The organism is Burkholderia sp. BCC0044 (assembly GCF_902832955.1).
Lineage (GTDB): Bacteria > Pseudomonadota > Gammaproteobacteria > Burkholderiales > Burkholderiaceae > Burkholderia.
Window position 1 is genome coordinate 178,476 of record NZ_CADFDO010000004.1, and the last position, 12,079, is coordinate 190,554.

Sequence of the window (12,079 nt, forward strand, 5' to 3'; positions counted from 1 at the left end):
GATCTCGCCGGTCGGGGTGGGTTCAACGGTCAGCTTGATCAAATATCACTGAAGGCTGACTTTAAGTCGATTTCTACGCGGGAAACAGCAGATTAGCATTACGTCACTGCACCGAATATCCTGCATTCGAAGCCAAGGACAAGCCGATGATCTATACCGTGGAATGCAGCTTCGCCGACCTGGCCAGCGAAGCCGAATGGAACGACTTCTACAGCCTCGACAAGCTGCCGGCCCTCATCTCGGTGACGGGTTTCCACACGTCGCAGCGGTTCAGGGCGATCAGCGACGGCTGCCCCGTGTATCTGGCCGTTCACACGATCGACGGCCTCGACGTGCTGACCGGCGATGAATATCGGCAGAAGGGCGGCGGCAATTTCGCGCGGTGGCAGCAGCACATCACCGACTGGCACCGCAATCTCTATAGCGCTATCGGTCGTGCGCCGGCGGTCGATGCCGATGAACTGCTCGTGTTGAGCGCAAGCGGGCCCGACTCGCTGATCGAACTGGGCCTGACGCCGCTGGCCATGCAGGCCGTGGCGCTGGAGCAGTGTCCGGCGCGCCGCTGGCTCGCGGTCCTCCCGCGGCGCGATGCGCCGCTTGCCGGGAACGTGCCGGCCGGGCTTTACCTTTACGCACCGATGACCGAACAACTGACGAAGGCGGCCCGCGATGCCTAACGTGACTTTCCATATCGATGCGGAACGCATGCCGCAGGATGAGCGCCTTGCCGAATTGTCCGGCGACTGCATCGCACTCTGTACGGATGTCCTTCAGGCAGAACCGAGGAACGTGCATGTCATTTACGTGGCGGTTCGGCATGGATGCGGGCATCCCGTTTTCGCGGAAATCCAGTATCGCGTGGCGTCGTCTCGACCACCGGCGGTCATGAATGCGTTCATGGAAGCGCTGGACCAGGCGATCGTTCGCCGCACGGGGCTGACGGCACGCATCCGTTGCTTCGGTCATGCCGCGCCGACCCTTCACGCCAGAAACTAGCCGCTCCGGAGAAGCACGATGTCCAACGTTACGTTTCCCGGCCGGCGTGTCGGAGATTTCACGATCACCGCGATCAGCGACGGCTACCTCACGGCCAGCCTCGATTTCCTGTCGAATATCGACGTGACCGACGCTGCCGGGATGCAGCGTGCGGCCGGGCAGCAGGAGCCGTCCGCCGTGCATATCAACTGCTACGTGGTGCGCGGCGCGGGCCGCACGATTCTCATCGATGCCGGGGCCGGCGGCATCAGGCACTGGGGCGGCCGCCTGATGGACAATCTGCGGCTTGCCGGCATCGATCCTGTCGCGATCGACACCGTGCTGCTCACCCACGCGCATCCCGACCACGTCGGCGGGCTGGTGAATGCCGCCGGGCACGTTGCGTTTCCGAATGCGGAACTGGTCGCGCATCGACGCGAGGTCGCGTTCTGGCGGGACGACGGCAACCTGAGCCGCGCCAGCGAGCGCGCGCGCGGCAATTTCCGGTTCGCGCGTCAGGTATTCGATGCTTACGGCGATGCGCTGCGGACCTTCGACGAAGGCGAGGTGCTGCCGGGAATCGCTGCCGTGCCGCTACCGGGACATACCGACGGGCACACCGGCTATGTGCTCGAATCCGGCGATCAGGGCCTGCTCGTGTGGGGCGACATCGTGCATTTTCCGCACATCCAGATCAAGCGGCCGGACGTATCGATTGCATTCGATCAGGATGCGTCGCAGGCGGCGGCCACGCGTGCGCGGCTGCTCGACCGGGTCAGCGCGGAAGGGTTGTTGATCGCCGGCATGCATCTGGGCGAACCGGGGTTCGCGCGAATCAGGCGAACGAACGGCGAATACGGCCTGTTTTACGAGACCGACGCGTGATGCGATGCCGGCGTTTCCGTACATGCATGTCGACGGCGCCGATTCGACTTGCCGGTGGGCGCTCGCCGCGCAAGCGATCCCGCTGAAAGCGTCCGCCGCGATGCCGTCCGGCGACAGGCGGCCGATGGTGAAGGACGCGTACGGAAACGTTTGGCAGATCGCCACGCGCCCGCGCGACTGTCGGCCGACGAGCTTCGCGCCCGGCTCGGCGACGGCGATTAGCCGCGCTGTTTCCACTTCCTCTGTCGCAATCGTCAGGATTCGCGTCGCGTGCGGATAAAAGCCGCCCGTTCCCCGCGCCGTTAACTCGTTCGCAGCCCCGCGCCGCGTATCGCGTGATGGCGCGCGCCGTTCGTGTTCCGGAATTCACATCCGCCGCTGGCCGTGCCCGGCCGGCTCAAGGGAACGTCATGCGAAAACAACTCACTATTCGTGGTGGTCTTGTCGCGACCATCGCCGGCTATACCGTGCTGCTCGTGCTGGTGGTCGGCGCCTGCATCGCGGCCCTCTACGTCGGCAACGGCTCGCTCGAGGCGATGTACCGCGACGACACCGCGTCGCTGCTGCACCTGAAGACCAGCTCCGAGCGGATGCTCGTGCTGCGCGAACGGATGAGCGACGTCGCGCAGATCATCAGCGCCGGCCAGCCCGCGAAGGACGAAGTCGCGCAACTGCACATGCTGCTCAAGCAGAGCAACGACGAACTGGACGCGTACACGCGTCTGCACGCGCGCGACGCCGGCGAGCAGGCGCTGTTCGACACGCTGCAGAACCGCCGTCGCGCGCTGCTCGACCGCGTGTTCCTGAAGGCGCTATCGCAGCTCGACGGCGACGACGCGTTCAACTTCCTCGACACGCAGCGCACCGCGCCGCCTGCGTTGTTCGCCGCCTACCAGGAGGCGATCGACGCACTCGAATCGTTCCAGGTCACGCGCCAGAAGGCCCGCTACGATGCAGCCGGCGTCAATTTCCACCGGATCGTGTGGGGGATGGGGGCGGTCGCGGTGCTGGCGCTCGTCGTCGGGTTCGTGGCGCAGCGCGTGCTCGCGAAGGCGATCATCGAGCCGATCAACCTCGCGGTCGACCAGTTCGACAAGATCGCGAAAGGCGACCTGACCGGCGCCGTCGTCGTGCCGGGCGAGAACGAGATGGCGTATCTGCTGAATGCGCTGAAGCGGATGCAGGACGGCCTCGTCGATACCGTGAGCCAGGTGCGCGCGAGCACCGAGACGATCGTCGGCGACGTGCGCACGATCGCGAGCGGCAACGTCGATTTGTCCGCGCGCACCGAGCAGCAGGCCGTGTCGCTGCAGCAGGCGGCCGCGAGCGTCGAGCAACTGACGGCGGCCGTGCGCCAGAACGCGGACAACGCGCGCGATGCGCGCACGTACGTCGAGGGCGCGGCCGGCATCGCGTCGCGCGGCGGCGAAGCGATGCAGCGCGTCGTCGAGACGATGTCGGAAATCTCGAACAGCTCCACGCGCATCTCCGGCATCGTCGGCGTGATCGAGAGCATCGCGTTTCAAACGAACATCCTCGCGTTGAACGCCGCGGTCGAAGCCGCGCGTGCGGGTGAGCAGGGGCGCGGGTTCGCGGTCGTCGCGACCGAGGTGCGCGGGCTCGCGCAGCGCTGTGCGGCGGCAGCGAAGGAAATTCGCGACCTGATCGGCCATTCCGCGCGACGTGTCGAAGACGGCAGCGGCCTCGTCGCACTGGCCGGCTCGGCGATGGCCGAGCTCGTCGCGGCGGTCGAGCGCGTCAACGCGATCATGGGGGAAACCAGCCAGGCATTCGACGAGCAGTCGTCGGGCATCGAGCAGGTGAATGCCGCGGTGATCCAGATGGAGCAGACGATGCAGCGCAATGCCGCGCTGGTCGAGGAGGCGGCGGCCGCGGCACTGTCGCTCGACGAACAGGGTGCGCGGCTGAGCGCGGCGGTCGCGCAGTTCCGTCTGCGCGAAGCGGCGCTCGCGTGACGGGCGGGCTTACCGCGGCGAGTCGGGCAATGCGTAGTCGAAGCGGTACGCATGCTGGCCGTTGTCGATGTCGATGCGCATCGTGCCGGACAGCCCGAGCAATTCGTCCGTTCCGGAATCGGGCACGACCGTGATCGACTGCGTCGGTTGCCCGCGCGTCATGGTGGAGCTGTGCTGCAGCACGAAGCTGCCCTTGCGTCCGCCGAGCACGCCTTTGACGGTTTCCAACGCGACGTAGCCGGCCGAACCCTGAACGCTGCTGCGAAACGCGAGCATTTCGCCTTGGCTGACGGCTTCGAGATCGCCGTGAAAATGCTTGTCCAGCGACATGCGGCCGAGCCCGCTGTTTTCCGCAACGTGACTCAAGGGTTCGGGATTCAGCTTCACTTCGAACGGACCGCTGGCCTGCAGTTTCATACTGTTTCTCCTCGTTGAATGGGCAACCTGCACTATAAGCCAGCGCTGTCGATCCTTGAGCACGCGCGGCCCGAGGATCGTCACATGTGCGCCGCACCCCAAGTCCGACATATTCCTCTACTCGGCGCCTTGACCTTGAAGTTGACTTGAATCTTAGAGTGCTTGCCGACGACAGTGAATCGGCAGGCTTCGGGCGTTGCCTGCCACGGTCGACGATCGACGGGAGACAACGAACATGGACAGGCGTTTTACACAGGTCGAATTCGGGCCGCATACGGTCGACGTGCCGGAGGGCGGGTACTACGACCGGTTCCGAATGAATCCGGACCTGGACGCTGTGGCGCGCGATCCCGCCGCCGGGAACATCGATTTTTTCCGGCGGATTCCGAAGCGTCAGGTGATGTCGCGCGTGGGCCCGACGTGGGCGCCGAACTTCTACTATCGTTCCAGCAGCATTCAGCTGCTGTTTCTTGCGCCGCTCGACCGCCTGCGCACCATGCTGCCGGTTCCGCTCGAACCGCTGCGGGCGCTGCCCGGATACGGGCTCGTCGCGCTGACGTTCTTTTCGTATTCGGTGTGCGACAACGATCCGTATGACGAAGTATCGGTCGCGGTGGTGATCCGCCGGCCCGGCGCGAAAGGCTCGCACGCGCTCGAGCTGATCGACTCGATGCGGCGCCGCAGCTTCTTCGCGCACGTGCTGGCGCTGCCGGTCACGACGGAAATCGCGCGGGTGCGCGGTGTCCACGGCTATCAGTTGCCGAAGTGGCTCGCGGATATCGACGTGAACATCGGCGCGACGGCGCGCGCGCGTATCGCCGGCCCGGGCGGGCGGCCCGATCTGAGCCTGAGCGTGCCGCTGCCGGCGCTGACCAGCGTGCCGTCGCAATCGCACATGGGCACGACGACGATGATCAACCGCATCGACGGCGCATGGCATCAGGCGTCGGTGCAGACCAACATGCTGTCGTTCGCGCAGCGCCTGTTGCCGCGCAACGTCGAGCTCGTGCGGCACGGTGGGCCGCTGAGCCAGTTGCTCGACGGGCTCGGCGCGTCCACAATCATGCGTCTCGACGTGGTCAAGGATGCGCAACTGGTGCTGAATCTGCCGACGCCGTTGACGGCCTTCGATGAACCCGGAAAGCCACGCTAACGATACGGATGCGTGCGACGTGCGCGCGCCGAAGGAGTCGTCCATGCCCCAACCGACCTACGATCTCGTCGTATTCGGCGCCACCAGTTTCGTCGGGCAGATCCTGGCCCGCTATCTGTCCGACTATCTGTCTTTGTCGGACGCCGGTGCCGGCGAGACGCTGCGCTGGGCGATCGCGGGCCGGTCCGACGCGAAGCTCAGGCAGGTCAGGGATACGCTCGGCGCGGCCGGGCAGGCGGTCCCGATCATCGTCGCCGACGCGGCCGACGAAGCGCAGCTGCGGGCGCTGTGCGCGCAAACGCGGGTGGTCGTGTCCACCGTCGGCCCCTACGCGCTGTACGGCGAGCCGCTGGTCCGGGTCTGCGCGCAAACCGGCACCGACTATTGCGATCTCACCGGCGAGACGCAGTGGATCAAACGGATGATCGACAAGTACGAGCCCGCGGCCCGGCAATCGGGTGCGCGCATCGTGCATTGCTGCGGCTTCGATTCGGTGCCGTCCGACATGGGCGTTTTCTTTCTGCAGCAACAGGCGCGGCAGCAGTGGGGCATGCCGGCCGCTCACGTGAAGATGCGCGTGAAAACGCTGAAGGGCGGCGCGTCGGGCGGCACCGTGGCCAGCGTGATCAACGTCGTGCGCGAAGCGGCGGCCGATCCGGCATTGCGCCGGGAACTGCTCGATCCTTATTCGTTGTGTCCGCAACGACATGGCTTCACGGCGCGGCAGCATGCGGTTCGATCCGCCGAATTCGATCGCGACTGCAACGCGTGGATCGCGCCGTTCGTGATGGCGGCGATCAACGAGCGCGTCGTGCACCGCTCGAATGCGCTGGCGGACAATGCATACGGCAGCCGCTTTACCTATGACGAAGCCGTGATGACGGGCACGGGCCTGAAGGGGCGCGTGACCGCGCTGACGATGGTGGCGGGCCTCGGCGCATTCATGGTCGGTGTCCTCATCGCGCCGGTGCGCGGCCTGATGGAGCGCTTCCTGCTGCCGAAGCCCGGCGAGGGGCCGAGCGTCGAAGCCCAGCAGGCTGGCCGCTACGATTTGCGCTTCTTCGGCCGCGCCGACGACGGGCGCACCTTGCGCGTGAAAGTCACCGGTGACCGCGATCCCGGCTATGGCTCCACCGGCAAGATGCTCGGGCAGGCCGCGATCGGTCTCGCGCTCGATTGCAGCCGTGACGGCGTGAAGACCGGGCGCGGCGGCGGTTTCTGGACGCCCGCGACGATGTTCGACGAACGCTATATCGAGCGTCTGGTTCGCCATGCGGGGTTGCGTTTCGAGGTGGTTTGAACGCAGTCTCCGTCAGGTGTTCGAGCCGGGCGAATACGCTCGCCGTGCGCTACCGCTGCACTCGGCCGTGCTTGCCCGCGCCCGTGCGGGCAGCCGTCTCGTCCAGAATCATCGCGGCGAATTCGGCGGCCGCCGGCATCCGCGCGTCATGCATCATCACGAATTCTGCCACCGGTAGCGCCGGCAAACCTTCGGACACACCCAATTCGCGCAGCGTGTCGTCGATCGCGCTGCGCGGCACCGGCGCGATCGCGATGCCGGCTCGTGCGAAGGTCCGGATGCCGGTCACGCTCGGGCTTTCGCACGCGATCCGGTAGCGCATGCTGGCCAGCGCGAGCGCCGTGATGGCGGCGCCGCGATACGGGCATGGATCGGGGAAACACGCGAGCGGCACGTCGCCTTCGGGAAGCGGCTCGTGGCGCGCGAACGCCCAGACGAGCGGCTCTTGCCACAGCGTCGCGCCGTGGCCCGCGTGCGAGCACCGGCTGCCGATCACGACGTCGAATTCGCCGTTGGCGTGCCGTCGAAACAGGTTGTCGCCGATGTCGACGACCAGATCGAGCCGCAGGCCGCGTCGCGCGGCGCCATGGCGGCGCATCAGGTCCGGCAGCCAGCCGCCGGCGAAGTCCTCCGACACGCCGATCCGCAGCTTGACGTCGACGGCGTCACCCGTGCCGAGCCTGGCCCGCGCTTCCTCGCTCAGATTGAGCATCGCGCGCGCGTAGCCGAGCAGCGTCTCGCCATGCCCGGTGAGCGTGACGCTGCGCGTGTTGCGCACGAGCAGCGCCTGGCCGACCTGTTCTTCGAGGCGAACGATCTGCGCGCTGACCGCGGACTGGCTGAGGTTCAGCCGGCGCCCGGCGCCGGTGAAGCTGCGCACGTCGGCGACCGCGACGAACGTATGAAGCAATGCCGTGTCGAGGGGAGGATTCATTTATCACCAATCCAGGTTAATTTGATCAATTAATATCGTTTCCGGATTATAGGCCGCCCCGATAGGCTGTGAAGCACGGTGGGCGAGCGCGCATGGGGCGCGCCGCCGTCACCCCCTGGCAAGGACCGGCGCCATGACACGCGTGCTCTATATCGAAGGCTCAGCCAACAAGGCCTATTCGGCATCCATCGAGGTGTGCGAGGCATTTCTCGACGCGTACCGGCAGGCCCATCCCGATCACGAGATCCGGAAGATCGATATCTGGGATCTGCCGCTGCCCGAATTCGACGGCGCCGCGTTGGCCGCGAAATATGCCGGACTGGGCGGCACGGCGTTGACGCCGGAGCAGGCGGCGGCGTGGCGGCAGATCGAGCGGCTCGCGGCGCCGTTCCACGAAGCGGACAAGTTCCTGTTCGGCGTGCCGCTGTGGAATTTCAGCATTCGGTACAAGCTCAAGCACCTGATCGACGTGATCTCGCAGGAGGACGTGTTGTTCACGTTCGACGCCGCGGGTTTTACCGGCAAGCTGGTCGGCAAAAAGGCGGCGGTCGTCTACGCGCGCGGCCTCGCCTATCAGTCGCCGGGGTCGTTTACGCCGGCCGCCGAGTTCGATCTGCAGCGCCCTTACATGGAAACGTGGCTCAAGTTCGTGGGCGTGACGGACATCACGGGTATCGTCGTCGAGCGCACGTTGTTCGGCCCGGACGGGAAGGTCGATCGGAGCCGGGCGATCGACGAAGCACGCGCGATCGCACCGACGTTCTGACGTTGCCGGCGCGGGGCACCCGGCGTGGGGCGTCCGACGCCCTGCATCCGCGCGGGTCGAGCGTCAGCGCCCGCCGCGCGCGATGGCGAGCGCGACGCCGAAGCCCACCAGCAGGCATCCGAATGTGCGATCGATCCAGTGCCGCAGCGACAGCAGGCGATCGCGCACCGCCGTGGCCGAGAAACAGATCGCCACGAGGCTGAACCAGCCGGCATGCGCGGCCGCGATGAATGCGCCGTAGCCGATCTGCACGGCCAACGGCGTGTCGGGCCGGACGGCCTGCATGAACAGGCTGACGATGAACACCGTGGTTTTCGGATTCAGCACATTGGTCAGGAAGCCAGTGCGCAGCGCGGCGAGATCGGACAGCGGCGCCACGCGGGTGTCGGCTTGCACGCCGCCGGCTCTCGTCATGAGCATCTTTGCGCCGAGGTAGACCAGGTAGATCGCGCCGATCAGCTTGACGGCATTGAAGAGCCACAGCGACTGGCGGATCAGCAGCCCGACGCCCAGCAGCGTGTAGCTCACGTGGACCGTGACGCCGAGCCCGATCCCGCATGCGGTGAGCACGCCGGAACGACGCGACAGCATCAGGCTGTTGCGCGTGACCATCGCAAAGTCCGGCCCCGGGCTGATGACGGCCAGCAGCGTAATGGTGACTACGACTATCAGTTCGGTCATGGCGTTTCTCCTGCGACGGATACGTTGATGGCACAATCGTATCGATTACGCTTCATCAGGAAAAACGATGATTTCTGACCAGAATGGTGAGTCTGAATCACAATCGATTCGGACGAACCTGCCGTCGCTGATGGCGCTGCGCTGTTTCGAGGCGGCGGCGCGTCACGAGAATTTCAGTCGCGCGGCCGACGAGCTGTGCCTGACCCACGGCGCGGTCAGCCGCGCGGTGCGTCTGCTCGAGGACGATCTCGGCGTGGCGCTGTTCGAGCGACGCAGCCGTCGCGTGTTCCTGACCGATGGGGGCCGCACACTCGCGCAGGCCGTCCATGACGGTCTGGGCCTGATGCGTCACGCCGCCCACGCGCTGCGCACCGAGGCCGCCCGTGCACGGCGTTCGGTCCTGTCGTGCGAGCCGACGCTCCTGATGCGCTGGCTGATCCCGCGCTGGCCGGATTTCCAGGCACGGCATGCGGGCGTCGATATCCATCTGGCCGCCGCGGGCGGGCCGTTCTCGTTCGACAGCGGTATCGACATGGCGATTCGTCGCAACGATTTCGCATGGCCGGCGCGGTATCACGCCGAGCGTCTGTTTGCCGAGCGGGTGGGGCCCGTTTGCCGGCCGGACAAGGCCGGCGCGTGGTTTGCGTCGCGTCGCGGCGGCCGCACGTTGAAGCCCGACGCCGCGCTGCTGCATACGCGGACCCGGCCGGACGCATGGAACGCGTGGGCGGTGGCGGCGAATCAGCCGGCCGCGAACGGGCGCGGGCAGAGGTTCGATCACTTCTACTTCAGTCTGCAGGCGGCCGTCGCGGGGCTGGGCGTAGCGATCGGGCCGTGGCATTTGGTGCGCGACGATATCGAAAGCGGTGTGCTGGTTGCGCCGATGGGGTTCGTCGAGGATGGATCGGATTACTACCTGTTGACACCGGCGCCGGTCGTGGACGGGAGTGCGCAGGCGGCGTTGTTGGAGTGGTTGAAGGAGATGGTCTGACAGAGGTTGGTGGGCGGGATTTCAAATGACCGGCGAAGACGCGTGTGCGGATGCGCGACGCGCCATGCGATCCTGCGTGCCGCAAGGGCCGGTACTTCGCCGGCGCTCGCATCGATATGGACGACCCGGACAATATTGTCGCTCATCGGGCAAACGCAACCTCGAATCGAAACAAAGAAAGAATGGTCTTGCCGGTGCTTGCTCACGCCAGCCAGCGAACGGAAAATGCGTCGATCGAGGCGCGTGCGTCGCTAAAAGAATGCCGATGCGTGCTTTATCGCCGCAGCGAATGAGCACCGGTGAAGTCACCGCTATTCTTCATCTTTTTGACACGGTTTTTAACGATGTACGTGCAAACCAGGGCGACGTCAGGCTGCAGCGAACATTTTCCGTCGCCTTTAAATCCGCATCCCTTACCCGAAGATCCACGACGAGGCGAAGCCATGCAACTTCAAACCGGTAATTTATTCGACGTCGAAGGGCGGCGCGGCGGCGACGAGCGAATCGACATGCTCGTCACGGGCCCGCGCGTGAACGTCGAGCGAATCGTATCGATGGGGCATGCGAGCCCGGACGGGTTCTGGTATGACGACCCGCGGGCCGAATGGGTCGTGCTGCTGTCCGGCGCGGCCGTGCTCGAATTCGAAGAGAATGCGACGCGGCTCGATATGCGCGCCGGAGATTACGTGCTGATCGAGCCGCATTGCCGTCATCGTGTCGCATGGACGCATGACGAAGTGCAAACCGTATGGCTTGCAATCTATTACGAACGCTGAAGAAAGGATCGGCGTGCGGCACGATCGGTGGATTGACTCGTGCGCGACACGCCGATCGGGCAAAACTTCGTCAACCGGAGCGGCTCTGGAATACCGCCGGTATCGAGTATCGATGCCCCACTCAATGCCCACATTGCCGGACTGCGCGTCGAACCGCGCACCGGACCCTGCCGGGATGCTTATTCCTGGATCAGGAATCGATTGCGATTCTTCGCATCCTTGATCCATGCGGGCGCGCGACCGCGGCCCGACCAGGTCGCCCCGGACTTCGGATCGCGATACTTGGCCTGCACGGGGGCGCCCGCCTGTTTGGCCGGCCGACCGCGGCGTGTACCGAAAATGTCTTTTTCGGTAATGCCGTATTCCGCGACTTTGGTGCGGATGTCGTCGACGATCGCCTGGAATTCAGCGGCGCGCGCTGCTTCGGCTTTCTCGGCCAAAGCATCCATTTGGGCTTTCAGTTCCTTGTAAGTTGCCATATATCACTCTTCAGGTTGTGTCCATACATGATAGCGGTTTCAACCGGAAATGACGAAGAAAATTGCTCCGACTACGAATTCCATTGTCGATATGGCAATGCGCGACTACTTCGAACACCTGAGAAGTGGCTTGGCGGGATCGTTTGTGTCCGATCTTCTCGTGCGGGACAAGCTTCGGAGACTCAATTATTCTTTATCTTTTTTCAGAGGGATTGGGGAATTCACTGATGAACAGGGATGACAAACTGAAACAGGTCGCCGCCGAATTCGGATTCGATCCGGACGAAACGATCCGGATCGGCGGAAAGTACACGCCGGTCCTGATCGACGGAAGCACGGCCTACATTGCCGGCCAGATCCCGCGAATCGGGGAAGTCGTGCATTTCGTCGGCATCGTGGGCGAATCCGTTTCGCTGGACGACGGCCGCCGCGCGGCCGGCATTTCCGCGCTGCGCGCGCTGTCGCTGATCCGCAAGCATTGCAGCACGCTCGACGCGATCGCGACGGTGCCGCGCATGACCGTGTACGTGCGAAGCGCGCCCGGCTTCACGATGCAAAGCGAGGTGGCCGACGGCGCGTCGGATGTGTTGGTCGCGGTACTCGGCGACGCCGGCGTCCATACGCGTTCGTCGGTCGGCGTGCTGCAATTGCCGAAGGGCGCGTCGGTCGAAGCCGATTTCGTTTTCGGGCTGAATCGCAGCGGCGCGGCCGGTTGATTCGGGATCACTGCGGCGACGGGACAGCGG

The 12,079-nt window shown here is 65.2% G+C and carries 14 protein-coding genes; 10 read left to right on the forward strand and 4 right to left on the reverse strand.

Annotated elements, in window-relative coordinates; all coding sequences use genetic code 11:
- Positions 1 to 146: 146 nt before the first annotated feature.
- The 4 genes from HWX14_RS23625 (at position 147) to HWX14_RS23640 (ending at position 3,836) form a co-directional block, all read left to right on the forward strand.
- Positions 147 to 677 (forward strand): sugar ABC transporter, encoded by a 531-nt coding sequence (locus tag HWX14_RS23625; RefSeq protein WP_175884795.1) that lies wholly within the window; start codon positions 147 to 149, stop codon positions 675 to 677.
- Positions 670 to 996, forward strand: coding sequence for a hypothetical protein (locus HWX14_RS23630; protein ID WP_175884796.1), 327 nt, complete (start codon positions 670 to 672; stop codon positions 994 to 996). Before HWX14_RS23625 ends, HWX14_RS23630 begins: the two co-directional genes overlap by 8 nt.
- Positions 997 to 1,014: 18 nt before the next feature.
- Positions 1,015 to 1,860 (forward strand): MBL fold metallo-hydrolase, encoded by an 846-nt coding sequence (locus tag HWX14_RS23635; RefSeq protein WP_175884797.1) that lies wholly within the window; start codon positions 1,015 to 1,017, stop codon positions 1,858 to 1,860.
- A 410-nt stretch (positions 1,861 to 2,270) separates the two neighbouring features.
- The gene (locus HWX14_RS23640; protein ID WP_175884798.1) at positions 2,271 to 3,836 is read left to right on the forward strand and encodes a methyl-accepting chemotaxis protein; all 1,566 of its coding nucleotides are present in this window, start codon (positions 2,271 to 2,273) and stop codon (positions 3,834 to 3,836) included.
- Between the two features lie 9 nt (positions 3,837 to 3,845).
- On the opposite strand, the gene HWX14_RS23645 is transcribed toward HWX14_RS23640, so the two are convergent.
- Entirely contained in the window at positions 3,846 to 4,253 is a 408-nt protein-coding gene (locus HWX14_RS23645) for a DUF3224 domain-containing protein (RefSeq protein ID WP_175885548.1), read from the reverse strand.
- 235 nt (positions 4,254 to 4,488) lie between these two features.
- Between HWX14_RS23645 and HWX14_RS23650 the strand changes: the two genes are divergently transcribed.
- Positions 4,489 to 5,406 carry an acetoacetate decarboxylase family protein gene (locus HWX14_RS23650; protein WP_175884799.1) on the forward strand — a complete coding sequence of 306 codons (918 nt, stop codon included), beginning with the start codon at positions 4,489 to 4,491 and terminating at the stop codon, positions 5,404 to 5,406.
- A 43-nt stretch (positions 5,407 to 5,449) separates the two neighbouring features.
- The gene (locus tag HWX14_RS23655) at positions 5,450 to 6,706 is read left to right on the forward strand and encodes a saccharopine dehydrogenase NADP-binding domain-containing protein (protein ID WP_175884800.1); all 1,257 of its coding nucleotides are present in this window, start codon (positions 5,450 to 5,452) and stop codon (positions 6,704 to 6,706) included.
- A gap of 49 nt (positions 6,707 to 6,755) precedes the next feature.
- On the opposite strand, the gene HWX14_RS23660 is transcribed toward HWX14_RS23655, so the two are convergent.
- Complete coding sequence (locus HWX14_RS23660) at positions 6,756 to 7,640, reverse strand: LysR substrate-binding domain-containing protein (RefSeq protein ID WP_175884801.1); 885 nt, start codon at positions 7,638 to 7,640, stop codon at positions 6,756 to 6,758.
- Positions 7,641 to 7,773: 133 nt separating this feature from the next.
- On the opposite strand from HWX14_RS23660, the gene HWX14_RS23665 reads away from it, so the two are divergent.
- A complete protein-coding gene (locus HWX14_RS23665) occupies positions 7,774 to 8,406 on the forward strand; it encodes an NAD(P)H-dependent oxidoreductase (RefSeq protein ID WP_175884802.1) in 633 nt (210 codons plus the stop codon).
- Positions 8,407 to 8,469: 63 nt separating this feature from the next.
- Here the strand turns inward: HWX14_RS23665 and HWX14_RS23670 are convergent, their stop codons facing one another.
- Positions 8,470 to 9,087 (reverse strand): LysE family transporter, encoded by a 618-nt coding sequence (locus HWX14_RS23670; RefSeq protein WP_175884803.1) that lies wholly within the window; start codon positions 9,085 to 9,087, stop codon positions 8,470 to 8,472.
- Between the two features lie 67 nt (positions 9,088 to 9,154).
- Between HWX14_RS23670 and HWX14_RS23675 the strand changes: the two genes are divergently transcribed.
- Together HWX14_RS23675 and HWX14_RS23680 are read left to right on the forward strand one after the other, a co-directional pair.
- The gene (locus tag HWX14_RS23675; RefSeq protein WP_175884804.1) at positions 9,155 to 10,078 is read left to right on the forward strand and encodes a LysR family transcriptional regulator; all 924 of its coding nucleotides are present in this window, start codon (positions 9,155 to 9,157) and stop codon (positions 10,076 to 10,078) included.
- Positions 10,079 to 10,521: 443 nt separating this feature from the next.
- Positions 10,522 to 10,854 carry a cupin domain-containing protein gene (locus tag HWX14_RS23680; protein WP_175884805.1) on the forward strand — a complete coding sequence of 111 codons (333 nt, stop codon included), beginning with the start codon at positions 10,522 to 10,524 and terminating at the stop codon, positions 10,852 to 10,854.
- A gap of 179 nt (positions 10,855 to 11,033) precedes the next feature.
- Here the strand turns inward: HWX14_RS23680 and HWX14_RS23685 are convergent, their stop codons facing one another.
- Positions 11,034 to 11,333, reverse strand: a complete 300-nt coding sequence (locus tag HWX14_RS23685; protein WP_027786420.1) for an H-NS histone family protein — start codon at positions 11,331 to 11,333, stop codon at positions 11,034 to 11,036.
- A 227-nt stretch (positions 11,334 to 11,560) separates the two neighbouring features.
- Between HWX14_RS23685 and HWX14_RS23690 the strand changes: the two genes are divergently transcribed.
- A complete protein-coding gene (locus HWX14_RS23690) occupies positions 11,561 to 12,049 on the forward strand; it encodes a RidA family protein (protein WP_175884806.1) in 489 nt (162 codons plus the stop codon).
- The last annotated feature ends 30 nt before the right edge of the window (positions 12,050 to 12,079 follow it).

Bases quoted from the DNA above. Each gene is read 5' to 3' on its own strand.
- HWX14_RS23665 (WP_175884802.1), top strand. From the start codon at position 7,774: ATGACACGCGTGCTCTATATCGAAGGCTCAGCCAACAAGGCCTATTCG.
- HWX14_RS23640 (WP_175884798.1), top strand. From the start codon at position 2,271: ATGCGAAAACAACTCACTATTCGTGGTGGTCTTGTCGCGACCATCGCC.
- HWX14_RS23685 (WP_027786420.1), bottom strand. From the start codon at position 11,333: ATGGCAACTTACAAGGAACTGAAAGCCCAAATGGATGCTTTGGCCGAG.
- HWX14_RS23670 (WP_175884803.1), bottom strand. From the start codon at position 9,087: ATGACCGAACTGATAGTCGTAGTCACCATTACGCTGCTGGCCGTCATC.
- HWX14_RS23635 (WP_175884797.1), top strand. From the start codon at position 1,015: ATGTCCAACGTTACGTTTCCCGGCCGGCGTGTCGGAGATTTCACGATC.
- HWX14_RS23645 (WP_175885548.1), bottom strand. From the start codon at position 4,253: ATGAAACTGCAGGCCAGCGGTCCGTTCGAAGTGAAGCTGAATCCCGAA.
- HWX14_RS23680 (WP_175884805.1), top strand. From the start codon at position 10,522: ATGCAACTTCAAACCGGTAATTTATTCGACGTCGAAGGGCGGCGCGGC.
- HWX14_RS23625 (WP_175884795.1), top strand. From the start codon at position 147: ATGATCTATACCGTGGAATGCAGCTTCGCCGACCTGGCCAGCGAAGCC.
- HWX14_RS23660 (WP_175884801.1), bottom strand. From the start codon at position 7,640: ATGAATCCTCCCCTCGACACGGCATTGCTTCATACGTTCGTCGCGGTC.
- HWX14_RS23675 (WP_175884804.1), top strand. From the start codon at position 9,155: ATGATTTCTGACCAGAATGGTGAGTCTGAATCACAATCGATTCGGACG.
- HWX14_RS23630 (WP_175884796.1), top strand. From the start codon at position 670: ATGCCTAACGTGACTTTCCATATCGATGCGGAACGCATGCCGCAGGAT.
- HWX14_RS23650 (WP_175884799.1), top strand. From the start codon at position 4,489: ATGGACAGGCGTTTTACACAGGTCGAATTCGGGCCGCATACGGTCGAC.
- HWX14_RS23655 (WP_175884800.1), top strand. From the start codon at position 5,450: ATGCCCCAACCGACCTACGATCTCGTCGTATTCGGCGCCACCAGTTTC.
- HWX14_RS23690 (WP_175884806.1), top strand. From the start codon at position 11,561: ATGAACAGGGATGACAAACTGAAACAGGTCGCCGCCGAATTCGGATTC.